Source organism: Halomonas citrativorans, from assembly GCF_014898005.1.
GTDB classification, from domain to species: domain Bacteria; phylum Pseudomonadota; class Gammaproteobacteria; order Pseudomonadales; family Halomonadaceae; genus Vreelandella; species Vreelandella citrativorans.
In genome coordinates, this window is the sequence record NZ_JABUYX010000003.1 from 147,134 (window position 1) to 171,981 (window position 24,848).

Genomic DNA, 24,848 nt, shown 5'->3' on the forward strand with positions numbered 1-24,848 from the left:
GAGCTGCCTGGGCGGCAGCGAACGACGAGTTCGCCGAGGTGAGGCAAGATGTGACTTTCTGAGCTGCCTGGGCGGCAGCGAACGTGTTCCCATGCCCTGCTCAGTGGCGTCATGATTTTCTGAGCTGCCTGGGCGGCAGCGAACTTCGCGGTACTTGCGGCGGGCCTGTTTGAGCTTTTCTGAGCTGCCTGGGCGGCAGCGAACCCGTGCGCGGGGCACCTACGGGTGCGCCGGGTTTTCTGAGCTGCCTGGGCGGCAGCGAACCGAAGAGGAAATTGATGCGCTAATCCAGCAATTTTCTGAGCTGCCTGGGCGGCAGCGAACTAATCGTGTGCGCACACCATCATTTTCATCCATTTTCTGAGCTGCCTGGGCGGCAGCGAACGCTGAGCTGCACGTTCGAAGATCGTCGGCTCATTTCTGAGCTGCCTGGGCGGCAGCGAACACTCCGTTACCCAGAGGGTAATGCTTTTCCTTTTTCTGAGCTGCCTGGGCGGCAGCGAACTGGTAGCGGCTACCGACGAGGGGTAGTCCAGTTTTCTGAGCTGCCTGGGCGGCAGCGAACACACGTACTTAAAAGCGAATGGCAAAGCCCAGTTTCTGAGCTGCCTGGGCGGCAGCGAACGCGGTTGCAGTTAAGAATAAAGTTAGCCGTCATTTCTGAGCTGCCTGGGCGGCAGCGAACTCACCCTCCCCATCACAGCCAGATATAGAGGGTTTCTGAGCTGCCTGGGCGGCAGCGAACCAGCAGGACCGCATTCGCGCTATTGATCAAGATTTCTGAGCTGCCTGGGCGGCAGCGAACCGATGTTCTTCAAAGGCCCACACGGCGGCGTCTTTCTGAGCTGCCTGGGCGGCAGCGAACTGGGTGAAAGCATGATGCCCGACTACCCGCCTTTTCTGAGCTGCCTGGGCGGCAGCGAACGTCACCGAACACGCCATGGTGGCCGCCTTGTTTTTCTGAGCTGCCTGGGCGGCAGCGAACCCTGTTATTGCTGACCGATCGTCACCCGAACATTTCTGAGCTGCCTGGGCGGCAGCGAACTAAACGCAAGTCTAACTGTTCAAAATCTTCTTTTTCTGAGCTGCCTGGGCGGCAGCGAACCTACGAGCGCACGCAACTCATCGACTGTTTTGGTTTCTGAGCTGCCTGGGCGGCAGCGAACCAGATGATCGATCACATCGCGCTGGATTTGCTTTTCTGAGCTGCCTGGGCGGCAGCGAACCTGGCAGAAGCCAATGACTTGACCGATGAACATTTCTGAGCTGCCTGGGCGGCAGCGAACGCTTCATACCTCGCCCTCCCGCATCTTCAACTTTTCTGAGCTGCCTGGGCGGCAGCGAACCTATCCAGTGCGCCACTTCCCCGCTCGCTGCTTTTCTGAGCTGCCTGGGCGGCAGCGAACTCCCGATGATTGCACCCGGTGCATCGCTAAACTTTCTGAGCTGCCTGGGCGGCAGCGAACGGTTTCCGGGTCGTACACAGCTGATACGTCTTTTTCTGAGCTGCCTGGGCGGCAGCGAACCTGCGCTTTGTCGTCGAGAACGTCGGCGAAGTTTTCTGAGCTGCCTGGGCGGCAGCGAACTCCATGCGATTGAAAACGACATCGATCTGCTTTTTCTGAGCTGCCTGGGCGGCAGCGAACCTTTTGAAAAGGCGGGTTGTACTCAGGCGGTATTTCTGAGCTGCCTGGGCGGCAGCGAACTTTCCTCGCTCCCCGTAAATGTAGCGCCTTCAGTTTCTGAGCTGCCTGGGCGGCAGCGAACCACCGGGCAGGAAAGCCCTGTTCGGAATTACATTTCTGAGCTGCCTGGGCGGCAGCGAACGCTGGACGCAGCATGGATGCCGTCACGCAGCATTTCTGAGCTGCCTGGGCGGCAGCGAACAGAAAAGCAGCAAGACCAAGGCCGCCCACTGATTTCTGAGCTGCCTGGGCGGCAGCGAACCATGATCATGATGATGGATATGTGCGCCGTGATTTCTGAGCTGCCTGGGCGGCAGCGAACACGGCAATTCCGTCGAGCGTCAGCGACCACATTTTCTGAGCTGCCTGGGCGGCAGCGAACTGGCAGGAAATCAACGGCCTGATTCACTCCGTTTTCTGAGCTGCCTGGGCGGCAGCGAACTTCCACATTGTAAATGTAATCGGTTTTCGCACTTTCTGAGCTGCCTGGGCGGCAGCGAACGAAGGGCATCTGTCTGGCAAGGCTGGGAAATATTTCTGAGCTGCCTGGGCGGCAGCGAACAACAAGCAATGCAAGAGGCTCTTTGCCTAGCATTTCTGAGCTGCCTGGGCGGCAGCGAACATCAAGGCCAGTCAGCTACGCCCTGATGTTTTTTTTCTGAGCTGCCTGGGCGGCAGCGAACCTTCTCTCAATCCCGCTGTGTATGCATCCATGTTTCTGAGCTGCCTGGGCGGCAGCGAACGCTAGCAGAAGGAAAAGCCGCCTTTCCGTCTTTTTCTGAGCTGCCTGGGCGGCAGCGAACTCGATAGCCGTCTTGCTTCGGGCGATTTTGAAGTTTCTGAGCTGCCTGGGCGGCAGCGAACATCCATCCATGTGTCGCTAGTGGCGACATTCATTTCTGAGCTGCCTGGGCGGCAGCGAACTTAAAGGCGACGCTATAGTCATTGGGTCGACATTTCTGAGCTGCCTGGGCGGCAGCGAACGCAAGCTCATGGTCATCCGGCGCAATGGGGCTTTTCTGAGCTGCCTGGGCGGCAGCGAACGTTATAGCGGGATGTGCGGTCAGCTAATCCATTTTCTGAGCTGCCTGGGCGGCAGCGAACATTCAGTTCGTCGTCAAGCCCGGAGAAAAGAGTTTCTGAGCTGCCTGGGCGGCAGCGAACCAGCGCGCCCCATACCACGCGATGCTCGTAGTTTTCTGAGCTGCCTGGGCGGCAGCGAACGGATCAATGCTACTGATATTGCCAAGCGGTTTTTTCTGAGCTGCCTGGGCGGCAGCGAACGGCTACGCATGCCGTCCCGGCCGTGTCGTTCATTTCTGAGCTGCCTGGGCGGCAGCGAACTCTTTGTGCCATCCCTGGGCGCCTCATCCATTTTTCTGAGCTGCCTGGGCGGCAGCGAACCTGATCACGCCACCGCTTGCGCTCTGCGTCGATTTTCTGAGCTGCCTGGGCGGCAGCGAACTGAAGATGCCAGCGAACCAGACTTTTGCCAGTTTTCTGAGCTGCCTGGGCGGCAGCGAACTCTGTGACATCGACCCGGCAGCAGAGTATCGCTTTCTGAGCTGCCTGGGCGGCAGCGAACTGCCGCTGTTTTGACGGCCTGCTTTTCCTTCTTTTCTGAGCTGCCTGGGCGGCAGCGAACGCCTTTTTCGCGGCGCCAACGGCCGCCTTGCTTTTCTGAGCTGCCTGGGCGGCAGCGAACGCCCTGATCATGCTGTTAGCCGTGGCCACCCTTTTCTGAGCTGCCTGGGCGGCAGCGAACAAGCCATACCCCCGTAATGATGCGATCCTCAATTTCTGAGCTGCCTGGGCGGCAGCGAACGACATAGGGGTATGGAAACCGTCACGGGTTTGTTTCTGAGCTGCCTGGGCGGCAGCGAACGCTGCCGGGCGTGTGGTGGGCGGCAGGTAAATTTCTGAGCTGCCTGGGCGGCAGCGAACGCCCGCCTGCTGCAAAAACTCGACTTGATCAATTTCTGAGCTGCCTGGGCGGCAGCGAACCTCTTCAATAGTTATTTCTCGATCCATAGATATTTCTGAGCTGCCTGGGCGGCAGCGAACTTGCGGTGCGCTGGGATGGCGGCCTCATTTGTTTTCTGAGCTGCCTGGGCGGCAGCGAACTTTCCGACCATTGTGCTGGCGGCTTTTTTTATTTTCTGAGCTGCCTGGGCGGCAGCGAACCTGGACGATATGGCAAAGCTAGAGGGCCATAATTTCTGAGCTGCCTGGGCGGCAGCGAACTGAATCAGATAATAATCAGGAGGCGTTCTGATTTTCTGAGCTGCCTGGGCGGCAGCGAACGTCGCCATGGGCGCATCAATCGTGGACTCCATCTTTCTGAGCTGCCTGGGCGGCAGCGAACGCGCTGAATAGTGTTGGCATTGTGTTTTCTCCTTTCTGAGCTGCCTGGGCGGCAGCGAACGACCTTTACAGCAGTTTCTACGTTCCCGAGTGTTTCTGAGCTGCCTGGGCGGCAGCGAACGTAGGCGCTAATAACAGCACAGTTGCCGTGATTTTCTGAGCTGCCTGGGCGGCAGCGAACGTGTCGTGTTATTCAATGGAGTGTTATCTGCTTTTCTGAGCTGCCTGGGCGGCAGCGAACGTGGGTGTGTTTCATGCAGTCACCTTTTTTTATTTCTGAGCTGCCTGGGCGGCAGCGAACACGCTGATGAAGGCGAAAGGCGGTAACCAGCATTTCTGAGCTGCCTGGGCGGCAGCGAACCGAATATCAATCCGCCGATTTTCTTTCTCAGCTTTCTGAGCTGCCTGGGCGGCAGCGAACGCGTTTCAGTTATTGCGCTTTGTTCTTCAGCCGTTTCTGAGCTGCCTGGGCGGCAGCGAATTCGGCATGCGTTGACGCGGCCTTGGGTGCTCATTTCTGAGCTGCCTGGGCGGCAGCGAACGACGAGGCCGCGTTCATTGGCCTGGCCACGCTTTTCTGAGCTGCCTGGGCGGCAGCGAACTAGAGCTTACCAAAAATAATCTACTGATTGTTAAAGAGCTTTGCCCAAAAAAAGCGGTATCACCCTTTTCTGGGAGATACCGCTAAGTGGTTGATTAATCGCGGCCCTTATTCATACAAAGAAAAAGGGTCAAAACCAGGGCACGGTGGCGCTACTGCTTAATCCATAATGGTTAAATGTGCCTGCCACCGCTTTTTCCTGCGGCTTTCCATGTTCAATGAATAAGCAAAAGCGCTGCTGTGTAGAGCGGCTATTGATCTGCACAAACGGCAGCTCAATACGCTTTTCCGCTACTTTTGCGTAGATATCACGCGCTGCTTCTTCTGAAATGTCATGCCGCTTGGCATAGCGCTTCGCACGGCTGGGGCTTCCTGTATTGAACTGCTTGCGCGCGACGTTGATATGCTTCGCATTGGTCGGGGTCGCCAACGCGTCACTAACACTAACGTGATCACGCATGCCGGTTAGCCACTGAACAGCCATCAGTTGTTCAAGGCTCGCTTGGGTGCCGTGCAAGCGTAGGTGCCCGCCCAAGCTGCGGGCGCGAACGCCGTGTTTACACAGCGGAAAGCTGACGCCGATAGCATTTGATTCCAGATCGAAAAGCGCCCGATGCAGCTTGTTATAAAGCGCGCCCATCAGCATTGGCTCGGGAAAATCCGGGTCTGGCCTTAGGCGGATATCGATATAGTGATCCATGGCTTACCCCGCATCGCCGAACACGCCGCCGCGAATCAGGGTGGCCATTACAAAATGCTGCTGCTCGGCGGGCGGAACCTGGTCTTTCAGCAGCCAGTTATCCAGCAGGTTGTAGAAATCCACTTTCTGTTTAGGCTGACGATAAGCCGTACCCTGTGTGGTCACCGAGCCGTAGGGCTCGACAGCGATGGGGCCTAGATCGCCGCCATCTTCCGGCGCCGGGTACCAGGTATCGATAGTGCGCAAGGCGTTCCCAAGTTTCTGGGAGTGAATAGCCGCCCGCTTGTCGGCGCCGATGCTGTAGAGCGTCTTGCTCTTGTCGCCACGGGAGCGGTCCAGAATCAGTTCCTGCGAAGGGAATACTTCTTGACCGGCGCCAATACGGGCGAACGCGACAACATCAAGCAACAGGTACTGCTTGCCTGCCAACGCTTGGGCGATAGCGGCCCCCAGCTCTTGGGTCTGTTTATCGCCGCTAAAGTCGCGAGTGGATTGTCCAAGTGCATCGAAAGTCCAGCTCTTTTCCGGCTGGCCCTCCTTCATCTGGCTGACGACAACCTCAACCTCCTCAGCGCCCATGCGATTGCGCCACAGGAAGCGGCCATTGGCAAGATTGCAGGCGTAGCGATGAGCCAGCTCGTCGAAGCCGTGTTCGCTCACGTAGCCCGATACTGTCTGCGCCAGTTTCTTCTGATATTCAGCGTTATTGCAGGCAGAAGGTGTACCGGCGCCAGCCAGTACCCGTAGCGTAAAGCGAACCGCCAGCGTATCGGCGTCGTGAGGCAAGGTCGCGACATCTACTGTTTGGAGGTTGGGGTTCTCAATAGCGGCATCGAGTTTGAGCGGGTCTTGGTCCTTGGCTTTCAGACGATTGGAAATCGTACCGCGCACCGATTTTTCACGTACCGGTACGAAGTTCCATTGTGCCACCTGCGCGCGGTCTTCCCAGTTTCCGGCACGGAACAGCGCGTCGGAAGGATCGAGCTTGCGCTCGAAAGCGAGCACAGAAGCGGTTTTGAGTGTGTCATTCTTGGCCATGTCGTTTCCCCTTTGATTAGTCTTGTGTCAGCGCTTGGAGTAGTCGTTTTGCAGACGATAAATACCGCGATCCAGGTCGTTCTCCACGAACCACATCAGATCCTCGGGTGTTTGAAAGCGATGCGGGCTTACCCACTCGCCAATGGAGTAGAGGCTTTCCACGAATTGGAATGGCACCTTAGGGTCGCGGGCGTTGGTAACATCGCCGGGCGCGTATAGCTCCGAGATAGCACCGTAGCCAACCGGAATCGGCACTAGCCAGCCGGGGTAAGGGCGGCGCACGTTCCATCGCACCACCTCTTTCTCTTTGTCGTCGTTGTTGCCCTTCACCTGCTCGACGTGACATTCGTGGTTAAGCCGGGAGAGGTCGAGCCAGGCGTCCAGCGCCGTGGCGCTTGCATCGTGAGCTTTTAGCGTGGCGGTGTGTTCAGCAAGTAGATCGTCACGCAGCACCAGTGCAAAACCGGGTAGAAGATGACGCTTGAGGCGCTGCCACTGTTTTTTTCTGTCTACTTCAATGGCGCTAAAGCTGATCAGCTCCGGGCGGTGGCGCTTTTGAGTATCGAGCGAAGGCATGACGCTGCCACCCGCGATACGCATGCCCTGAACCTGCTCGTATAACGTCTGCGCAATAGCACGACGGCGCTCGGCACTGCCAAGGTCGTCGCCTTCCGACTCCACGCCAATCAATAGGCTGACTTCCAAGTGCGCACGCCCTTCTTCAACAATGGCGGCTGTAGCGCCACTCTTGTCGACCGGGTTACGCGTCAAGTGAAACGCCTTGATGAAACCGCCTTCGGTCACTTGTGGCTCGATGTGGTGGCACACCACACCAATCTCGTTAAAGACCAGTTTGATGTCGTCGGGCAGGTTGCGCTCCAGCACTTGCTGAACGCCGACGAACGCGCTCATGGCGGGAAAGCCCCAGGTCATCGGGCTGGAAATAGCATTGGCGTTCTGGATACGCAGCCGAGGAAGCAAAAGGAGATGATCAATCATGAGGGCTCTCCCAAGAGGCTTTCGTCATCGTCGCGCAAAGCGTCTTGCAGATCGCCCAACTGCCGGTGGAAATCTTCAATGACTGCGCCAACCTGCTTTTGCCAGTAGGCATGTTCGGGATCACCCATGCTCAGCTTACTTTTATAACCAAGTTCATGGTTGAGCCATCCTGCCGCACGATCACTGATAACCTCGTGCCAATTGGATTGCCGTCGAGCCTGATCGAAGTCGGCATCTATATCCGCACGCCCCGGATCAAGCCAAAACTTTTCCTCGGCGACCAGCTCACACTTTTTATCAGTGGTCCAACCGGGCGCTAGTGAGTGCATGTCAAAGGTAAATAGCGTCAGCTCGTCGACCAGCATGGCGGTATAGTCATCACGAAGATCTCGCGTGTGCATGTTTTTGGCGGGATCAGTTTCTAAAAAGCGTTTTAGCTCGTAGAGAATTTTCCAAGCGTTAGGGCGGCGCTTAAAGGCTCGAAATGCCTCGCGCATGGGTGGATAGATGTCACGTGATTGCCAATGAGGCGGGAGCGAAGCAAGCAGGTAATTCTGCCCACCACGCTCGCTGTTAAGCTGAGAAATATTTTGTGGCTTGGTGCCGCCCAACTTCTGTACGGCCAGATTGAGATAGTCACTGTAACCACCCTCGAAGGCAGCACCATCGCGGCGGGCCTTGCGCCCGCCCTTGGCGTGTTCGCCGAAGCGCGCCTCGCTGAGCTGGGCATGGAACGGGTGCGTCAAGGCGGTGGCATACAGCGGAGCCAGTAGATGATAACCGGCGTCATCGGCAGGCTCATCACCCACCTGCCAGTACACCTGTTTGCCCCGCGCATGTGAACTAGGCGTTCCTTTTGGCTCAACGATATTGGCAAAGGCACGCGCCCACTCCTGCGCTTCTTCACGGTCCTTACTGAGCGCATTGATTAGTTCACTATCCTGGTCAAGCGCCCGTTCCAGCAGCGAACGTCCTTGCCATTCGAGCTTCAGAAACTTGTAGACATCAAGGGCGGCTGCGTTTCCCGTGACATCCCCTTGGAAGTTTTCAGGAAGGCAGTGGCTACCTACGAGATCACCTTGGTCAAGCGAGCGGGGCTCCACGTAAAGATTGGTGCCCTTGGCATCCGGATGGACCGCCTTGAGCGAATGCGTGACGACCTGAAGCTGACTGACACGCCGCGCGGCATCGGCCAGCCAAGTTTGCGGCGCGAACTGCTCTTGTAGCTTGAGATAGACGGGATCATCCGGCGTAAGCTTTTCTGTTTTGGTCGCAAAGCGGTTCTGAATGAAGTCATGAATAAGCGCTTTAAGCGATAACGTTTCGTTTGGTGGTTCAGTCATAACGCTCCTTTCCCCTGTTTTTAGTTTGAGTTTACTTTTTTCTCACAAACCCCAACGCAGGATGAAAATGCCATCCGTAAGGGGCGTAGTCGGTTTTCAGTCGAATGCGGCCAAAGCGCTTGGCGCAGCGTTCAAGGCTCATGTCCACGGCGTCCGCTTGTTCTGTAAGAGCCGTCATATAGTCCGGTTCGTTCCAAGGCGTGATGCGCGGATTTTCCAATAGCGTATCCGGCAACCGATCCAGTTCTCGCTCTGCAGGGGTCAGCTTCTCTTCAAGGCCGCTCTGTTCGATGCTGTAAAACAGGTAATCCTCTTCCGCCTCATCCGGCAGCAGCACAAATTCGCTCTCTTGGGCGTTATCCTCGCGAAATGGGGCGTGTTGTAGAGCAGCGGCGCTGAGTGTCATCGAGGCAGGCCGATAGAAAAGATAAGCACCGAGATCGACCTTGGGCGCCTCGCCCCGGCGCTTGCGTCGCCTTGGCGCGTCTGACGGCTCTGCGCCTTCAACCATCAGCGAGGCCAGCCGCGCGTGCTCCAAGTCAACCAGCTTGCCGGTGGGGGCAAGCGACTCAGCGAGTGTCAGGCGTGGACGTGAATCAATCGGATCGATTTCATTTTCACGTAGCAGATCGGTGAGCCTGTGCGTACTTAATGGCCAGAATTGCTCGGTCTCAAAGCCTGGGTGGCTGAAAGCGGGTCGCCTTCCTTCAAGATGTTTCACGTTGGTATCAAGCAGCGCGATATTGGGTTTACTGACAGCCGTTGGACGATGGCGGCGAACGCGCCCTGCCAGTTGGATAATCGAGCGCATGGAAGACGGCTCAACGATAGCCCAATCGTAATCGTGATCGCGCCCTACCTCAGTAACGGGCGAGCCCAATACGATAAATAAGTGATCGGCTGCCTCGCCCTTTAACTGCGTTTGAATATCCGGCTGCGTAAAAACGCCCCATTCATCTCGGCGGTCCAGCACACGATCAAGCCTCGCCTCCAGCCGCGAGCGCAGCAGTAGTGGAAACTGCGAGTGGTAAACGCATAGATGAACCTGTATACCGTCGGGAATTTCGGATCGATAAAGCGCCTGCGCCACGGCGACCAGTGGCGCAATATTGGCCATGCGTACCAAACCGAAACTAACCCGTTTTTCGCTTTGCGGATCTTGCGTGTGATGCACCTTGTGCAACGCGATGGCTTGGTCAATTACCGTTTGTGCCAAAGCGCCAGCGATGGCTTCCAGTGATGAAGGCGCCGAAAAAGGCACGAGGTAACCACGGCGTAGTGGCGGCTGAGACGCTAGTTTGGCAGCACGCTTGCGGGCAAACGTATCGTGTGCGGCATCAAAGCGTGCGCCATCGGCACAGCTTTCCTGTGTGCAGCTGTGCTCATCAAACCAGGCACAAACCGGCTCGACGGGCGCACCCGGCTCACCCCGGTGCCGCTGGTATTCAGCACGGCCCTCTCGGTAGGCGTCAAAAAGGCCGCGAACTAGCGCAGGAGGCAGCGTGGCGGAAGAAAGCAGTACCTTTGAACCCAACATGCCCGCCCAATAGACCAACCTTGTAAGCGCAGGCAAATCAGCAATATCGAAGTCGTCCGGCTCATCCAGCACCAGGTCGCTGCTCATCAGGCGCAGCATCGGGGCGATCTGATGGCCGCCACGCAGGCTTTCGGTGGCGGGTACCAGATGATCAATCGTAGAAACGAGAATGGGGGCACAGATGAGGGAACGTGCACGAGGATCGGCCACCGCCTTGCTCAAGAGAGGGTGCGTATCCACGTTGCCTTCGAAGTGAACATGGCTTTGCTCGTCTAACAAATCAGCCCGCGAATCCGAACCACCTTGCGCCTGCAGGTGCTCGAACAGCGCACGGCTGGCAGACCCGCCCACGCGTACTGCAAGATCATCGCTGCCCAGCCCCAAGCGCTCACGGTAGGCTTGCCCCGTTTGCAGCGTTAGCGTGCGAAGCCCCAGCGCAATCGAAAAGCGCGCGCCAAGGTCAGGCTCGCTCAGACCATAAATGATTCGCCCGTTGGCAATCGTCTTGCCACACCCAGTCGAGGCCATGTTGATACCGAAAAAGCCTTGGCGGTGGCTTTTCTCACGCAAGCCTACGGCTAAATCATAGGCTTTATCCTGCCAGCGAAAACGCGGGTTTTTACTACGGGCCTTAAACCCTTTATGCCCGGTAATACCACTCATCGCCTTGGTCATATCAGGTAAGCGGTGAACAATTTCCCCCACTGCACGTGTCACACCCAGCAAATGCTCCGTTAATGGCTGGCTCATCTGGCGCTTGCCGTTAACCGTTGCCGTATTGGCATACAGCGTTTTCTTCCAAGGCCCGGTTAGCCGCCCCATCCCCGTCAGGCTGGAGTAGTAATGATCCGCCAGCATCAATGCCATACGGGCCAAGTGCATCACGTAAGGAGATTCAAGCGGGGGCTGTGCAGTCTGTAACTTTCCTAGCTGGCGGGCCAAACGCTGTGCCCGCTCGCGCCACGTTTTTTCCGTTACCGGCAAGCCGTGAAGAAAGCGCCAGTAAGGGGCTACGTCTTTCTCGGCAGCGGGTTCCACGCGCTCGTTCCAAGCGGCGGTAATAGCCTTTGGCAACGTTGGCAAATTACCTGTATTGAGTGGCGCTTTGGCGCCTAGCCATTTCTGGTTGCCATCATCATCGTAAGCGGGTAAAGCGGGAAGACGGTGGTGACTGACGATCAGCCAACCAATCGCCGCTGCCAACGGAGGTAAATGACCGAATGGCTGCACTTGCCCCGAATCATCCGGCGCGTCACACCGGAGGGTTTCAAGCCAGTGGGCATCGTCTTCTTCATCGAAGCTTTCAAGACGAGAAAGCCACGCAGCATCGTCATCTTCGCCAACGAAAGCCTCCAGCAAGCGCAGCGATACCCACTCATGGCGGTAACGATTGCGGCCTTCAAGTTTGCCCTGCAAGCGAAGCTGAAAGGCCTCGCTGGCCTTACCCAAATCGTGAAAGAGCGCGGCCACCGAGGCCAGCAGATGAATCAGCTGGCCGCTGTGCCAATCGTTTTCGTCTTCTGCACGCAGGATATTACGCCGCGTGGTATTGGTCGGCGTAGCACCGCGCCGGTTGAACTTCGCGGCATCCCCCACTACCCAAACCAGCTCGCTGTGGTCGTGGCCACGAATCCAGTGGCAGGCCACGGCGGTGTTCTTGCGGGCGGATTTGCGCAGCAGTTTACGCAGCGTATCCAGCCCCGCTTGGGTGATGGGCGTTTGCCAAGTGCGGTCCCCACGGCGCTCGGCGAACTGGTCGAGAATGCGGCGGGTTTCTTTCAGCGCATTTTTATTGCACTGGGAAATCAGCAGCACGTTCATGGTTCACCGCTCCCTAGCGCTTGTGCCACGTCCTTGAGCGTGTCGATCATAAAGTCGAGGGATTCAGTGCGCGTTAAGCGCTCAATACATGCTTGGCGAAATTCTTGTTCTTCATCACCGCGCATGGCGGAGATAAACGCCTGAGGCAAAATAACGGCGTCCTTGACTAGGTCTGCCACGTCAAACACCAAGCCGCCCCGGCGGGTTTTACCATGCAGTACGGCAAGGCCATGCGGAATGCCCAGCACCCACGTGGCGGTCGCGGCCAAGCCGTAAGCCAGATAGTTGCCGTGGTCGAGAAAGCGGTTGGCGGGGTCGGCGCCTGTGCCACGTTTGGCACGGGTGAAGTCGCCGTAATCGGTGGCATTAACCGCCAATTTAAAGAGCGTTTTGGTTAAGCGTGCTTCCAGCGTCAGTAAATCCACGGTACTGGGCGCTTGTGTGATCGCTTGGCGGTGGTGATGAAGTGCGCTGTGTAGATGCTCCTTATCAATATTGAATCCAGCATCTTTCATTACGCGGTTTGTCCAAAGCGCTTCAATACGCGTTAAACGGGCTTGCTGGAATGCCCGAGCGGCGTTTAGGCGCTTTACATCGTCAAACCAGAAGCGCACCCAGTATTGAAGATACTCGGTGGGCCGGTACTCGCTTTGCGGGGTCAACCAAGCGACGTCTACATCGACTTCATTGGCAGCGAACAGCGGCGTGCCACCACCCCCACAGAACCCAACCAACACGCCTGCTTTGGCCAGTTCGCGCATAGCAGCTTGGGTAATGGAGGTGCCGGTGCCCAAAAGTAGCGAGGTGGTATTGGCGATGGGGATATTCCAGTAGCGCGATTTGCTCCCCTCATCGGTGACATACTCAACACGACCACCATTGACCAGCACCCGACAGTGCTGCAAGTAATAGAGATTTGCACGCTTGGAGTGCAGGATAGTTTTTAGATCTGATGGTGAGAAATCATCCATTACGTGCGCCTCTTGCTCTTTTCAACATCTAACCATCCTTCGCCTTTAAGCGCCATTGACCTTAGTCATACTTAACGTCAGGCTTCCGTGAAAATCCCCTTCCAGTACATGCTACGCTTAATGCCATCCCCCTTTGATGACAGGACTTTCCCGATGCGTTTACACCCTCTTTTAGGCGTACTGCTGTGCGTTGTGGCACTGCCAGCTTTGGCGCAAACAACCGATGAGTGGGCGGGTTATGACGATGTATTTGAGCGCGGTGCGCGGCAGGCCAATGTGTGGGAGTGGGGTTGGACAGGTATTTATGGCGCAAGCCTTGTGGTGGATGCTTACCAGGCCAGCGAAGCAAGCGACCGCGATGACCGTTTTGATGCGCGGATCGGTGTGGTGAAATCAGCCTTGGCGCTTGGCGGGGTGTTGTTGGATAGCCAGCCACACCAGGCGGCGTTGGCGCAGTACGAGCGTTTAAAAGCCCGTGGCGAGCTAAGCGGTGTGCAAGCGCTGGGATTGGAACTTGCCCAGGCCGAACGGGCACGCCGTGGCTGGGGTGAGCGGGTGAACTCACTGGTGATCAACAGCATTGCGGGCGGTATTATTGCGGCCGATGGCCGCGAGCGCGACGGGGCGATGAACTTTGCCATGGGCATGCTGGTCAATGAACTTCAGATTTGGACCCAGCCCAACCAGGCGTCTTCCGCTATTAACCGCTTTCAGCCCGCCCGCGTTTCGCTTGGCCCAGTGACGATGGACGGCGAGTATGCGCTGCTGGTCTCTCCCCAGCAGATTAGCGCTACATGGCGTTACTAAAACGCCCTGTGGATAAGTTACTTTGGGATGAGTGTGTACGCGCGTTTGTCATTGTCACGACGCGGTAAGCACGTAAAATATTCAGCAATTTTTTTGGCTTCGCCAATTGTTATGTTATAACTTATTCTATTATTAAGAGGGTACTCTGTGAGTCATCGCACGCACCGCCATAACCGGGAGGGGCCTTGCCACTTCTCTTTAATGTCATTGTCGGCCACGAAACGGCTGCTACTGGTGACGATACCGCTTGTAGCGCTGTGGGCGCTGGTGGTGTGGGCTGGTGGGTGGCCTAAATGAGTCAGCGCACAACATCACGCTTACAGCTTAAGAATTTGCACTTGGCCCAGGGGCATCGCACCGTGCTTGAGCATGTGGATGGCGATATCAGGCCGGGGGCTATTACGGCGTTAGTGGGTGCCAATGGGGCCGGTAAAAGCACTCTGATCCAAGCCATTATGGGCGAACTTCGCCCGGCAGGCGGCAACGTCATATGCAGCGTTCCTTCTGAACGCCGTGCCTGGCTGCCCCAGCAGTTGGCGCTGGACTTAACCTTTCCCATGAGTGTGGAGGAGTTGGTCATGACCGGCAGCTGGCCAAGCCATGGGGCACTAAAAGGCTACTGTGCGACGCACTACCGTAAAGGTCGCGACATCATGGCGCGTTTGGGTATTTCGCACTTGGCTCACCGCCCGTTAGGCGAGCTTTCCGGTGGCCAGCGCCAGCGGGCCTTGATTGGGCGTACGTTGATGCAGGAAGCCGAGCTGTTACTGCTGGATGAGCCTTTTGCCAACGTGGACAGCGACACGGTCGATATTTTAATCCGTATCCTGCGCCAGATGGCCGATGACGGTACGACGATTATTATTGTTCTGCACGATATGGACCATTTACGCCGCCTGGCCGATGAAATATTGATGTTAAACGGCGGCCATGCCCGCTGGGTGGCACCCAGTGAACTACATCATCAGCCACTGCCCGCCCAGGCAGTACCTTTTACGCTGGGGGAGCACCATGCTGGAACTGCTTAACACGTGGCTAATTGCGCCGTTTGATTACGGCTTTATGCGCCGCGCGGTGGTCGGTGGGTTAGCGCTGTCCATTGCGGCCCCGCCCTTGGGCGTTTTTCTGGTGCTACGCGGCATGAGCCTGATTGGCGATGCCTTGGCGCACGCCATTATGCCGGGCGTGGCAATCGGCTTTTTACTGGCCGGGTTCTCGCTGCCCATTATGAGCATTGGCGGCGTATTGTGCGGGTTAATGGTAGCGCTACTTGCCGGAGCTGTATCGAAGATAGGCGGCCAGCGTGAAGATGCGGCCATGGCGAGCTTTTTTATTATCTCGCTGGCGGCGGGGGTCATGCTGATCTCGATGGGAGGCAGCAGCGTTGACTTAACCCACGTTCTGTTTGGGTCGATTTTGGCCGTTAACTCCACCGCATTACTACTGATTGCAGGCATCAGCACGCTGATTCTGGTGACCCTGGCGATCATCTTCCGCGCGCTGGTGGTGGAGTGTTTGGACCCGCTTTTTTTACGCGGCCAAAACCGCCGCAACGGCTGGGTGCATAGCGTGTTTTTAGCCTTGCTGGTGCTCAACATGACGGCGGGCTTTCAAACGCTGGGCACGATGATGGCGGTGGGTTTAATGATGCTGCCCGCCACCGCCGCGCGTTTTTGGAGCAGGCGCCTTGAGGGGCTAATGGCGATTGCGGTCGTGATCGCCATGGTCGCCAGTACCGGTGGCTTGCTGCTCTCTTTTCATCTGGATATTCCTTCGGGGCCGAGCATTATTCTGCTGGCCGGCGTGGGCTATCTTTTCTCGGCGATGTTTGGGCGCTACCACAGCCTGGCTGCCCGGCTAAGGCGTAAAACAGCCCCGCTCAATGCTGAGGCATCTACGTAACATCATTCAACAGGAGTCGGTATGTCTTTACGGTTATCTTCGCGCTTATTGGTTGGCGTATCCGCCATGTTGGCACTGCCCGCGGCCATCGCAGCAGACCGCGTTCAGGTGGTGACAAGCTTCTCCATCCTGGCCGATATGGTCGAGAACGTGGGCGGTGAGCACGTTGAAGTAACATCGCTGGTGGGGCCTGACGGTGATTCGCACGTCTACTCCCCTCGCCCAAGCGATGCACGCGCACTGACAGAAGCAGACCTTGTGGTGTTCAACGGCCTACTGTTCGAAGGCTGGATGGAGCGGCTCATTGAATCCAGCGGCTACAACGGCGCATTGATAACGGCCACCGATGGCATTAACAAGCTCGACTACCATGGTCATGGACACGACCACGGGCATGACCACGATCATGACCATAATCACGACCACGGGCACGACCACGGACACGACCATGCGCATGGTGAATTTGATCCTCATGCCTGGCAGGATATGGCCCAAACGCGGATTTACGTTGCCAACATCCGTGATGGGTTGATTGAGGCCGATGAAACTAACGCCGATGAGTACCGGGCTAACGCCGATAACTACCTGGCCAGCATGGCAGAAGTCGATGCTGAAATTCGTGAGCTCATCAGCGAAATCCCGGCCTCAACCAGCGTGATTACTGGCCACGACTCCTTTGGCTACTTCTCGAATGCTTACGGCGTCAACTTTTTGGCACCTACCGGCTTATCGACCGAAGTAGAACCCAGCGGCGCCAGCATGGCCGAGCTGGTGGACGTGATCAACGACCAGAACGTACAAGCCCTGTTCCATGAAAACATGACCAATCCTGCGGTCATTCAGCAGCTTTCTGAAGAGACGAGCCTGCCGATTGCCGGAACGCTATATGCCGATGCGCTCTCTTCCGAGGGCGAAGCGAGCACCTACCTTGGCATGATGCGCCACAATGCGGTAGTGCTGCACGAAGCACTGGCCCAGCCGGGCCATGATGACCATGCGCATGACGGCCACGACCATGCACATGACGATCATGACCACGACCACGACCACGACCACGGTCATGATCACAGCGAGCATAGCCATAGCCACTAGGCATTGGTTGCTAAGGTCAGCCACTCTCTGAAACAGGCCATGGCCTGGGTTTCTGGCCGCGACTGTAAGCGCGTCAGCCAGTACCCGCCTAAACTCACCGCGGTGCTGAACGGTTGCACCAAAGCACCGCTGGTGAGCGGGCGTGAGAACATTGAAGGCGGTGCCAGGGCGATGCCTACGCCCTGCTGTGCGGCTTCTATCATGGCAATAGAAGAGTCAAACACGATACTTCTTGGCACAGAAACACTGCTTGATAACCCCGCCGCCAGTAGCCACTGCGTCCACTCATCGGTGCGATAAGAGCGTAGCCATGTTTCACCCACGACATCAGCCGGCGTCTTTAGCCGGGTGGCGATGTCAGGCGTGCACATGACCGACAGCGAGGCTGGCAACAAGGGCTGGGCCGCAATACCGTGCCAGGCGCCTGTTCCAAAGCGGATAGCAAAGTCGAACCCTTCCGCGGCCATATCCGTACGGTTGTTATGGGTCGAAAGGCGCAGATCAATAAACGGATAGCGCTCCTGAAAGTCAGCAAGCCTGGGCAGCAACCAGCCGACGGCGAACGTGCCCACCGCGCCCACATTCAATACCTCCCGGTAGTTCTGCTCGCCTAATTGATCCAGCGTGTGCGTAATCTGATCAAACGACGCCTTGAGGACCGGCAGTAGCATTTCGCCCTCTTGCGTTAACATCAGTCCGCGCGGCAGGCGGGTGAACAGTGCTACCTTCAACTGGCTCTCCAGCAGTTTTACGTGATGACTTACGGCCGCTTGCGTCACGCATAGCTCGGCAGCCGCTCGGGTAAAACTCAGGTGCCTGGCCGACGCTTCAAAGGCACGCAGGGCTTTTAGTGGTAAGTAGGGACGCACGACACAGACCCCCAAATTTTTCTAATGGCTTATGCAAAATATCGCTGTTTGTCACCTTGTACGGTTCGCCGTAACGTAAGCAACGAATCAGCGGGGCCAACACCCGATGTTAACCAACAACACGTAACGGGTTTTCTGATGAACAAGATGTTAACAGCAAAGAATGCGCTTATTGTGGCAGGTTCGTTTCTTATCAGCGCTTTTGGCTATGCGAATGATGATCCGCGCAGTCTGCCGGTGGCGTCGGTGGTCAACGACACTATCGTAGCCTTGATGGACGCGCACAGTATCCCGGGCATGGCCGTAGCGGTGAGCGTTAGGGGCACACCCTATTACTTTAATTATGGGGTCGCCGATCAAGAGGCTGGCGTGCCGGTAACTACCGATACGCTGTTTGAGCTGGGTTCCGTCAGCAAGACGTTTACGGCGACGCTGGCGGCTTACGCTCAGGCCAGCGGTGCTCTGTCACTTTCTGACTCCGCCAGCCAGTACCTGCCAGCCCTTGAAGGAAGCGCCTTTGATAACATCAGCCTATTGGAACTGGGCACCTACACGGCGGGTGGGCTGCCGTTGCAGTTTCCAGATAGCGTCAACAACGAAGACGACATGGTCGCCTACTACCGCCAGTGGGCACCGACGTATGCGCCCGGCACCCATCGACTCTATTCAAATCCGAGCATTGGATTACTCGGTTACCTGACCGCCCAGCGGCTTGGAAAACCTTACGCCCAGTTGATGGAAGCGCATGTGTTTTCAGCACTCGGCCTTGAGCACAGCTACTTGCAGGTACCTGAAGACGCCCAGGCGAACTACGCCTTCGGGTACTCAAAAGAGGATGAGCCGATTCGGGTGAACCCCGGCGTACTGGATGCAGAGGCCTACGGGGTAAAGTCGAATAGCGCCGATATGCTGGCGTTCATTAACGCCAACATGGACAACTCCGCGGTGGATGAACCGCTGCGCGAAGCACTGGAAGCAACCCGGATGGGTTACGTCAACATGGGCGATATGACCCAAGGCCTCGGTTGGGAGCGCTATGCCTACCCTGTGTCGCTTGACCAGCTACAAGCAGGCAATTCGATGGAGATGGTGCTGGAGGCTAACAAGGCCGGGCAGCTTCAGCCACCGTTACCGGCAGATGACGATGTGTGGTTTAACAAGACGGGCTCAACCAATGGCTTTGGCGCCTATGTCGCCTTTGTACCCAGCCAGCAAATAGGCATCGTGATGCTCGCCAACCGCAATTATCCCAACCAGGCACGTATTGAGGCCGCCCACCATATTCTGACGACGCTTGCGGCGACGCCCTGAAAAAAACCGCCTTTATACCACGAGCCTTCCTAAAGGCTCGTCATTAAAGCGCTCTTTTATGCATTGCATTTTGGGTGGTGGATAAGGAGACTTGCACTACCGCGATCCCCCCACTGCAAAGAGCCAACACCATGCGCCTTAACGCCGACTTTAGCCACTTTGCCTGCGTAACGCCGGACCAATATCAATGGGTCGATTCGCCCAGTGCAGGCGTCACACGCATGATGCTTGATCGCATCGGCGAGGAAGTCGCCAGAGCGACCAGCCTGGTACGCTACGCGCCCAACAGCCAGTTCACCGCACATACCCACGACGGCGGGGAAGAGATCCTTGTACTAGAGGGCGTGTTCGGTGATGAGCACGGCCGCTACCCCGCGGGCACCTATCTGCGCAATCCTATCGGTACGGGCCACACCCCGCACATAGGCGATGAGGGCGCGCTCATCCTGGTGAAGCTTCACCAGTTTGCAGCCAATGACATTCTTCAACTGGCCGTTCCTGCTCACCGTTTACCTTGGCAGCCGGACCGTCGCCCAGGCATTACCTATAAAATGCTGCATACCTTTCACCAGGAGCGCGCCAGCCTGGAGCGGTGGGAGGCGGGCGTGACGATTGTCTACCCAACGCTGGGCGGTGGCCTGGAAGCGTTTGTTCTGGAAGGCACCTTGTGCGACGGCGATACCGAATACCCGACGGGCAGCTGGTGTCGCTACCCTCCCGGCGCCGCTCCCCAACTTAGCGCGGGCAGCGAAGGGGTCAAGCTCTACTTAAAACGCGGGCACCTGCGGCTTGATTAACGTGTCAGGCCAAGAAATGGCAACAGCGTAAGCAGTGCCACCATGACGACCGCCACCATTACCAGGGTGACCTGAAAGGGATGCGCCGCCAGGCGGCGCCATAAGGTAGGTGCATCGCCTTGGCTCACGGCCTCGGCGTGCGCTTGCCGAGCCTTGGTGAAGCGCTCGGCTTGATACACCGCCAGTGCTGCTTCGGCCGCCTCACGCTGGGTTTCATCACGCAGCCAGATCGCGTCCACCCCTAAGCGGAAAAAACCGGCCTGCGTTTCATAGGTATCAAAACCATGTTCTGCCAGTAGTGAGCGGACTTCCATGGCTTCTTCATCGGTAACGTAGCGCAGCCGAAACAGCAAGTGTGCCATATCAGTCGCCCATCGCCGCCATTAGGTCGGCCTGGATAACTTCGATCCAGTAGCCGTCCGGGTCTTTCACAAAAATGACGCCCTGCATTTTGCCTTGGTCCGCCCGCTTTATGAACGTTACATCGTGCTCATCAAACCATGCCTGGGCCGCTTCCAAGTCCGGTACGCTAAAGCAGATATGTCCAAAGCCCTGCGGTTCGGCATTGCCATCGTGGTAGGCAAAATCGTCCTGGTCTTCGGTGCCCCAGTTATGGGTAAGTTCTAACAGCCCCTTTTGGCTGAAGGTCCAGGCCGTACGCGCCTGGGTATCTTCCGGCACCTGGTCGCTGGCTTCCAGGTTCGCCAGAAAGTAGAGCGAAAACTGCATCTCTTCGAAATCCAGCCGACGCAGTACCTGCATGCCAAATACCTGGGAGTAAAAGGCCAATGAACGCTCGGGGTCTTTCGCCCGCAGCATCGTATGGTTTAAGCGAAACCCTTGGGTTTGCGCAGGGGCCGGACGAACGCCTTTATGCTGTTCACCTTGCAAAGTCATCTTGGGCTCCTTGTGGGGAATTATGCTGTTAAATGAATTGATTGAGCGGTTATCTTTGACAAAAACCATACCGTGTACAAGCCTATCTCTAACCGTTTCACACCGCATGATACCGTTGTGATGACATACCATGAGGGCAGAACAGCCATTATTCCAGCCCCGCTTACCCTACCGGCCTCCCCTTACACATCGCCTGCGCTTTACAGCACCGCCCAAGGCAAGGATAGTAGCCTGACGACAGGGGCGCTTGAGACGCTCAAGCTGAGATGCACCCTTAGAACCTGAACCGGATAATACCGGCGTAGGAAGTCGCGGTGTCATCACACCCGATCTACGCTGTGAGGTGGCCATGACATCACTCCCGCTGAGCGACGCGCTTTCCGCTGTACAACGCACCACGCCGTTAGTGCACTGTATTACCAATTTTGTAGCGATGAACAGCACAGCTAACTGCCTGCTGGCTGTCGGCGCTTCCCCTGCCATGCTGCATTCAACTGAGGAAGTCGCTGAGTTTACTCGCTTGGCCGGGGCACTTTCGATCAATATCGGCACGCCTTCACCACACTGGGCAGAAGGTATGCAACTTGCCGCCAGAACGGCCAACGAGAGCAATACGCCTTGGGTATTGGACCCGGTTGCGGTGGGCGCCACTTACTACCGTCAAACGCTTTCACAAACGCTATTGGCTTTTAAGCCCAGCGTGATCCGTGGCAATACCTCAGAAATCATGACGCTTTCCGGCTTGACCCACGCGGGCCGAGGAGTGGATGCCACAGCCTCTACGGATGAAGCGCGTGAGGCTGCCATAAACCTCGCCAAGCAGCAACGCTGTGTTGTCGCGATGACCGGCGTTCAGGATTTTATTACCGATGGCACTCAGCACTGGCGTCTGAGCGGCGGGCACGCGCTTATGCCGCGTGTCACTACGCTTGGCTGTGCGTTAAGTGCCACCGTTGCCGCCTTTGTAGCGGCCAGCCCCGAAGCTCCCTTGAACGCCACGTTAGCCGCACTTACAAGCTTTGCTATCGCGGGTAGCCGCGCTGGACAACAGGCGGCAGGCCCGGGTAGTTTTCAGGTAGCCCTGTTGGACGCCTTGTATCAGCTAACACCTACAGACGTCCGTCAGTTTACCGGGCTGGAGGAAGGCTAATGCGTTTTGATCTTTCGCTTTATCTGGTCACTGACGCTCAACTCTGTAAAGCCGCAGGGCTAGAGCGCACCGTGATTGAGGCCGTCAAAGGGGGCGTCAGCTTTGTTCAACTGCGCGATAAACACGCAAGCGATACCGACATGATTGAACAGGCCAAGCGTTTGAAAGCCGCCCTGGCGGGTAGCGGGGTACCGCTGGTGATTAATGACCGCTTGAACGTTGCCTTGCAAAGCGGCGCCGATGGGCTGCATGTCGGCCAAAGCGATACAGCGGTTCAAGAGGCACGGGCAGCCATGGGGCCAGAGGCAATTATCGGGCTTTCGATTAATACGCTTGAGCAGCTTCACGCAGCCCCCGTGGCCCTGCTCGACTACGTGGGCCTGGGCCCGGTGTTTACCACCCAAAGCAAGCAGGACCATGCTAAACCGTTGGGGTTTGAAGGCCTGGCTCAATTAGCCGCGGCCTGCACCTTGCCAAGCGTGGCCATTGGCGGGCTCAAGGCTGAACACGCCCAGCAGGTCGTTGCAGCCGGTGCCAATGGCTTGGCGGTTATCTCCGCCATTTGTGGCCAGCCTGACCCTTACCAGGCCGCACGGGCGTTGGCTCGGCCATGAACCAGCTCGACCATATTGCCGCTTTTGTCAAAGTTGCCGAGCTTGGCAGCTACACGCGGGCCGCTGAGGCGTTGGATCTTTCCCGCACGCGGGTATCACGCGTTGTCATGGCCCTTGAAGAGACGCTCGGGGTGCGGCTTATTCAGCGCACCACGCGGCGCCTGCATTTAACCGCCGAGGGCGAGCGCTACCTTGCGCATGCCCAAGCGATTTTACAGGCCCTTGATGAGGCTGCCGCCGACGTAGGCAGCGGCATTTCTGAAATAAGCGGCCGTTTACGCATCAACGGCCCCATGAGTTTTGGCATGCGCCACCTCTCCCCGCTGGTGGCGCGCTTTATGGTGGCATATCCTGGCCTGGATGTACGCCTGGATTTAGGTGACCGCCGCGTGGATCTTCTCGAAGAGGGCTACGATGTGGCCATTCGTATTGGCAACCTGCCCGACTCAAGCCTGATCGCCAGGCGCCTGACGCGCTGTCAAATGCTGTTTTGCGCATCTCCGGCGTACCTTGAAACCCATGGCGTGCCGGCAAATGCAGAGGCGCTTGCGCACCACCGCTGCCTGCGTTACCGCAGCGATTTAGCCAATAGCAACTGGCGTTTTGAACATATGACACTGACACCCCAAGGCCCGCTTGAAAGCAACAATGGCGATGTTTTAACCCATGCCGCCGAGGCAGGCATCGGTATCGCTCATCAACCCAGCTTTTTGGTAACGGAGAGCATTATCGCTGGGCGGCTGGTTCAGGTACTGCCGCACATCCCCCCCAAGATGCTGGATATTCATGCCATTTACCCTGCGCGACGCTTTTTACCTGCCAAGGTAGAGCGGTTTATTGAGTTGTTAACGGACGCCTGGGGTAGCCCGCCTTACTGGGAGCAGGAGATGGGATTGTCGCCTATTTCGCAACAGTGATGTTTGGTACGCGTGGATTATCTCTGCCGTCAATGAACGTAAAGTGTCCCCATTGAACTTTCAGCACTGCCCAATGGAGATACCCCATGAATGCATCTTCTTCCACCATGAGCACGAACCTTCAACCCCACGCCATCGCTCTGCTGCGACTATCACTTGGCGTGATGGCACTCGCCCATGGCCTGACCAAGGTGTTTGTGTTTACCCTGCCGGGCACGGTCGCCTACTTTGAGTCACTGGGCCTACCAAGCGTTATAGCCTACTTAACGATTCTGGGAGAAGTTGGCGGCGGCCTGGCCTTGATTCTGGGTATTTATACGCGCTGGATTAGCCTTGCAATGATTCCTCTGCTGCTGGGTGCTACGTCCGTGCATCTTGGCAACGGCTGGGCGTTTACCAACGCTGGCGGTGGTTGGGAGTTCCCGGCATTCTGGACCGTTGCCCTGCTCGTGCAGGCAGGTTTAGGCGGCGGCAGCTTTACACTGAACCGCCGCGTTAGCTAATCGCGTTAGGCGCACCCAAACGAGTTTATCTATCACCTTTTCTCCGCCATGCCTTTGCTCGCGCCCTGGTCACTGCCAGGGCCTTCTGCCAGGAGACGTTGTTATGCTACCCAGTCTTTTTATATCCCACGGCTCTCCCATGCTGATCCTCACCCCTACGCCTGCCCATCACTTTTTACGTTCGCTGGGCAAGCGACTGACGCCCAAGGCGATCATTGTGGTTTCGGCGCACTGGGAAAGTCAGACGCTGAAAGTCAGTAACAGCCCTTCGCCAGAAACCCTTCATGACTTCGGCGGCTTTCCCCGCGAACTGTTCGAGCAGCAGTACCCGGCACCTGGCGAGCCTGCACTGGCCAACCGCTTGGCCAAATTACTGGGGGCCTCAGAAGTGGAACGAGGGTTTGACCACGGCACCTGGGCACCTCTTTCGCTGATGTTTCCCAAGGCGGATATTCCTGTCGTTACGCTATCGCTGCCTGTGCGTTGGTCTAACGACAAGCTCGTTGAGCTGGGTAAGCGCCTGGCGCCACTGCGTGAAGAAGGTATTCTAGTGATCGGGTCGGGCAGCCTGACCCATAACCTTTACGAAACCATGCCGCTTGATAACCCGATGCCCAACTGGGTCGGCGCTTTTGCAGAGTGGGTCGATACTCAGCTTGTGAACAATGACCGTGAGGCGTTGCTTGCCTGGCAAACGGCCCCCGAAGCGAGCAGGAACCATCCAACGCCCGAGCATTTTCAGCCGTTACTGGTAGCCATGGGCGCAGGCGATGATGTCACACCGCTCCACCGCAGCGTTGAGCATGGCGTGCTGGCAATGAACGCGTACGCCTTTGCCTAGCCTAAGCGATTGCGCGCGTACGTGTGCACTGGTGAAAAGCCGTTGTGGGTCGTGACATCAACCATAAAAAAACCCCACCAGCTCATAAA

General features: G+C 57.1%; 20 protein-coding genes, 1 CRISPR repeat array and 1 riboswitch (1 of these 22 cut by a window edge). Of the genes, 11 read left to right on the plus strand and 9 right to left on the minus strand.

The window, feature by feature from the left end; translation table 11 throughout:
• A CRISPR array of direct repeats spans positions 1–4,651; the repeat unit is 28 nt; unit sequence TTTCTGAGCTGCCTGGGCGGCAGCGAAC (it extends 6,850 nt beyond the left edge of the window).
• 129 nt (positions 4,652–4,780) lie between these two features.
• Genes cas6f through cas1f form a run of 6 tightly spaced genes read right to left on the minus strand, consistent with a single transcriptional unit; the run spans position 4,781 to position 13,059 of the window.
• Entirely contained in the window at positions 4,781–5,350 is a 570-nt protein-coding gene (gene cas6f, locus INT20_RS05715; RefSeq protein ID WP_193056573.1) for a type I-F CRISPR-associated endoribonuclease Cas6/Csy4, read from the minus strand.
• Between the two features lie 3 nt (positions 5,351–5,353).
• Positions 5,354–6,388 carry a type I-F CRISPR-associated protein Csy3 gene (gene csy3 / locus INT20_RS05720; RefSeq protein WP_193056574.1) on the minus strand — a complete coding sequence of 345 codons (1,035 nt, stop codon included), beginning with the start codon at positions 6,386–6,388 and terminating at the stop codon, positions 5,354–5,356.
• A 27-nt stretch (positions 6,389–6,415) separates the two neighbouring features.
• The gene (gene csy2 / locus INT20_RS05725) at positions 6,416–7,387 is read right to left on the minus strand and encodes a type I-F CRISPR-associated protein Csy2 (RefSeq protein ID WP_193056575.1); all 972 of its coding nucleotides are present in this window, start codon (positions 7,385–7,387) and stop codon (positions 6,416–6,418) included.
• Positions 7,384–8,730 carry a type I-F CRISPR-associated protein Csy1 gene (gene csy1 / locus INT20_RS05730; RefSeq protein ID WP_193056576.1) on the minus strand — a complete coding sequence of 449 codons (1,347 nt, stop codon included), beginning with the start codon at positions 8,728–8,730 and terminating at the stop codon, positions 7,384–7,386. The genes csy2 and csy1 overlap by 4 nt, the downstream gene beginning before the upstream one ends.
• 31 nt (positions 8,731–8,761) lie before the next feature.
• On the minus strand, positions 8,762–12,088 hold the full coding sequence (gene cas3f / locus INT20_RS05735) for a type I-F CRISPR-associated helicase Cas3f (RefSeq protein WP_193056577.1): 3,327 nt from the start codon (positions 12,086–12,088) through the stop codon (positions 8,762–8,764).
• Complete coding sequence (cas1f, locus tag INT20_RS05740; protein WP_193056578.1) at positions 12,085–13,059, minus strand: type I-F CRISPR-associated endonuclease Cas1f; 975 nt, start codon at positions 13,057–13,059, stop codon at positions 12,085–12,087. The genes cas3f and cas1f overlap by 4 nt, the downstream gene beginning before the upstream one ends.
• Positions 13,060–13,212: 153 nt before the next feature.
• Here cas1f and INT20_RS05745 point away from each other — a divergent pair, with 153 nt between their 5' ends.
• The 4 genes from INT20_RS05745 to INT20_RS05760 all read left to right on the plus strand — a co-directional run bounded on the left by INT20_RS05745 (position 13,213) and on the right by INT20_RS05760 (position 16,860).
• On the plus strand, positions 13,213–13,866 hold the full coding sequence (locus INT20_RS05745) for a type 1 glutamine amidotransferase family protein (RefSeq protein WP_172117691.1): 654 nt from the start codon (positions 13,213–13,215) through the stop codon (positions 13,864–13,866).
• Between the two features lie 293 nt (positions 13,867–14,159).
• A complete protein-coding gene (locus INT20_RS05750; protein WP_193056579.1) occupies positions 14,160–14,894 on the plus strand; it encodes a metal ABC transporter ATP-binding protein in 735 nt (244 codons plus the stop codon).
• On the plus strand, positions 14,878–15,768 hold the full coding sequence (locus INT20_RS05755; RefSeq protein ID WP_193056580.1) for a metal ABC transporter permease: 891 nt from the start codon (positions 14,878–14,880) through the stop codon (positions 15,766–15,768). The genes INT20_RS05750 and INT20_RS05755 overlap by 17 nt, the downstream gene beginning before the upstream one ends.
• Positions 15,769–15,789: 21 nt before the next feature.
• Positions 15,790–16,860, plus strand: a complete 1,071-nt coding sequence (locus INT20_RS05760) for a metal ABC transporter substrate-binding protein (protein ID WP_193056581.1) — start codon at positions 15,790–15,792, stop codon at positions 16,858–16,860.
• Here the strand turns inward: INT20_RS05760 and INT20_RS05765 are convergent.
• Positions 16,857–17,729 carry a LysR family transcriptional regulator gene (locus tag INT20_RS05765; protein WP_319643845.1) on the minus strand — a complete coding sequence of 291 codons (873 nt, stop codon included), beginning with the start codon at positions 17,727–17,729 and terminating at the stop codon, positions 16,857–16,859. The genes INT20_RS05760 and INT20_RS05765 overlap by 4 nt on opposite strands.
• A gap of 147 nt (positions 17,730–17,876) precedes the next feature.
• Between INT20_RS05765 and ampC the strand changes: the two genes are divergently transcribed.
• Positions 17,877–19,040 (plus strand): class C beta-lactamase, encoded by a 1,164-nt coding sequence (gene ampC, locus INT20_RS05770; RefSeq protein WP_407647886.1) that lies wholly within the window; start codon positions 17,877–17,879, stop codon positions 19,038–19,040.
• A gap of 131 nt (positions 19,041–19,171) precedes the next feature.
• Positions 19,172–19,837 (plus strand): cupin domain-containing protein, encoded by a 666-nt coding sequence (locus INT20_RS05775; RefSeq protein WP_193056584.1) that lies wholly within the window; start codon positions 19,172–19,174, stop codon positions 19,835–19,837.
• On the opposite strand, the gene INT20_RS05780 is transcribed toward INT20_RS05775, so the two are convergent.
• Positions 19,834–20,199 (minus strand): DUF6164 family protein, encoded by a 366-nt coding sequence (locus tag INT20_RS05780; protein ID WP_087108910.1) that lies wholly within the window; start codon positions 20,197–20,199, stop codon positions 19,834–19,836. The two genes, INT20_RS05775 and INT20_RS05780, sit on opposite strands and share 4 nt — an antisense overlap.
• Before the next feature lies 1 nt (position 20,200).
• Positions 20,201–20,734: a lactoylglutathione lyase gene (gene gloA / locus INT20_RS05785; RefSeq protein ID WP_087108912.1), complete on the minus strand. Its 534-nt coding sequence runs from the start codon at positions 20,732–20,734 to the stop codon at positions 20,201–20,203.
• 229 nt (positions 20,735–20,963) lie between these two features.
• Positions 20,964–21,059: riboswitch (TPP riboswitch) on the plus strand.
• A gap of 24 nt (positions 21,060–21,083) precedes the next feature.
• Between gloA and thiM the strand changes: the two genes are divergently transcribed.
• From thiM to INT20_RS05810, 5 genes are all read left to right on the plus strand, one after another.
• The gene (thiM, locus tag INT20_RS05790) at positions 21,084–21,884 is read left to right on the plus strand and encodes a hydroxyethylthiazole kinase (RefSeq protein ID WP_193056585.1); all 801 of its coding nucleotides are present in this window, start codon (positions 21,084–21,086) and stop codon (positions 21,882–21,884) included.
• Positions 21,884–22,498 carry a thiamine phosphate synthase gene (thiE, locus tag INT20_RS05795; RefSeq protein WP_193056586.1) on the plus strand — a complete coding sequence of 205 codons (615 nt, stop codon included), beginning with the start codon at positions 21,884–21,886 and terminating at the stop codon, positions 22,496–22,498. Before thiM ends, thiE begins: the two co-directional genes overlap by 1 nt.
• Positions 22,495–23,415, plus strand: a complete 921-nt coding sequence (locus tag INT20_RS05800) for a LysR family transcriptional regulator (protein ID WP_193056587.1) — start codon at positions 22,495–22,497, stop codon at positions 23,413–23,415. Before thiE ends, INT20_RS05800 begins: the two co-directional genes overlap by 4 nt.
• An 86-nt stretch (positions 23,416–23,501) precedes the next feature.
• Entirely contained in the window at positions 23,502–23,918 is a 417-nt protein-coding gene (locus INT20_RS05805) for a DoxX family protein (protein ID WP_193053638.1), read from the plus strand.
• A gap of 103 nt (positions 23,919–24,021) precedes the next feature.
• Positions 24,022–24,759 (plus strand): DODA-type extradiol aromatic ring-opening family dioxygenase, encoded by a 738-nt coding sequence (locus INT20_RS05810; RefSeq protein ID WP_193053639.1) that lies wholly within the window; start codon positions 24,022–24,024, stop codon positions 24,757–24,759.
• Positions 24,760–24,848: the final 89 nt, after the last annotated feature.

Coding starts and splice junctions, on each gene's coding strand:
- INT20_RS05780 (WP_087108910.1), bottom strand. CDS start 20,199: ATGGCACACTTGCTGTTTCGGCTGCGCTACGTTACCGATGAAGAAGCC.
- INT20_RS05760 (WP_193056581.1), top strand. CDS start 15,790: ATGTCTTTACGGTTATCTTCGCGCTTATTGGTTGGCGTATCCGCCATG.
- thiM (WP_193056585.1), top strand. CDS start 21,084: ATGACATCACTCCCGCTGAGCGACGCGCTTTCCGCTGTACAACGCACC.
- ampC (WP_407647886.1), top strand. CDS start 17,877: ATGTTAACAGCAAAGAATGCGCTTATTGTGGCAGGTTCGTTTCTTATC.
- INT20_RS05800 (WP_193056587.1), top strand. CDS start 22,495: ATGAACCAGCTCGACCATATTGCCGCTTTTGTCAAAGTTGCCGAGCTT.
- gloA (WP_087108912.1), bottom strand. CDS start 20,734: ATGACTTTGCAAGGTGAACAGCATAAAGGCGTTCGTCCGGCCCCTGCG.
- INT20_RS05805 (WP_193053638.1), top strand. CDS start 23,502: ATGAATGCATCTTCTTCCACCATGAGCACGAACCTTCAACCCCACGCC.
- INT20_RS05750 (WP_193056579.1), top strand. CDS start 14,160: ATGAGTCAGCGCACAACATCACGCTTACAGCTTAAGAATTTGCACTTG.
- INT20_RS05810 (WP_193053639.1), top strand. CDS start 24,022: ATGCTACCCAGTCTTTTTATATCCCACGGCTCTCCCATGCTGATCCTC.
- csy2 (WP_193056575.1), bottom strand. CDS start 7,387: ATGATTGATCATCTCCTTTTGCTTCCTCGGCTGCGTATCCAGAACGCC.
- cas1f (WP_193056578.1), bottom strand. CDS start 13,059: ATGGATGATTTCTCACCATCAGATCTAAAAACTATCCTGCACTCCAAG.
- INT20_RS05775 (WP_193056584.1), top strand. CDS start 19,172: ATGCGCCTTAACGCCGACTTTAGCCACTTTGCCTGCGTAACGCCGGAC.
- INT20_RS05745 (WP_172117691.1), top strand. CDS start 13,213: ATGCGTTTACACCCTCTTTTAGGCGTACTGCTGTGCGTTGTGGCACTG.
- cas3f (WP_193056577.1), bottom strand. CDS start 12,088: ATGAACGTGCTGCTGATTTCCCAGTGCAATAAAAATGCGCTGAAAGAA.
- thiE (WP_193056586.1), top strand. CDS start 21,884: ATGCGTTTTGATCTTTCGCTTTATCTGGTCACTGACGCTCAACTCTGT.
- INT20_RS05755 (WP_193056580.1), top strand. CDS start 14,878: ATGCTGGAACTGCTTAACACGTGGCTAATTGCGCCGTTTGATTACGGC.
- cas6f (WP_193056573.1), bottom strand. CDS start 5,350: ATGGATCACTATATCGATATCCGCCTAAGGCCAGACCCGGATTTTCCC.
- csy3 (WP_193056574.1), bottom strand. CDS start 6,388: ATGGCCAAGAATGACACACTCAAAACCGCTTCTGTGCTCGCTTTCGAG.
- csy1 (WP_193056576.1), bottom strand. CDS start 8,730: ATGACTGAACCACCAAACGAAACGTTATCGCTTAAAGCGCTTATTCAT.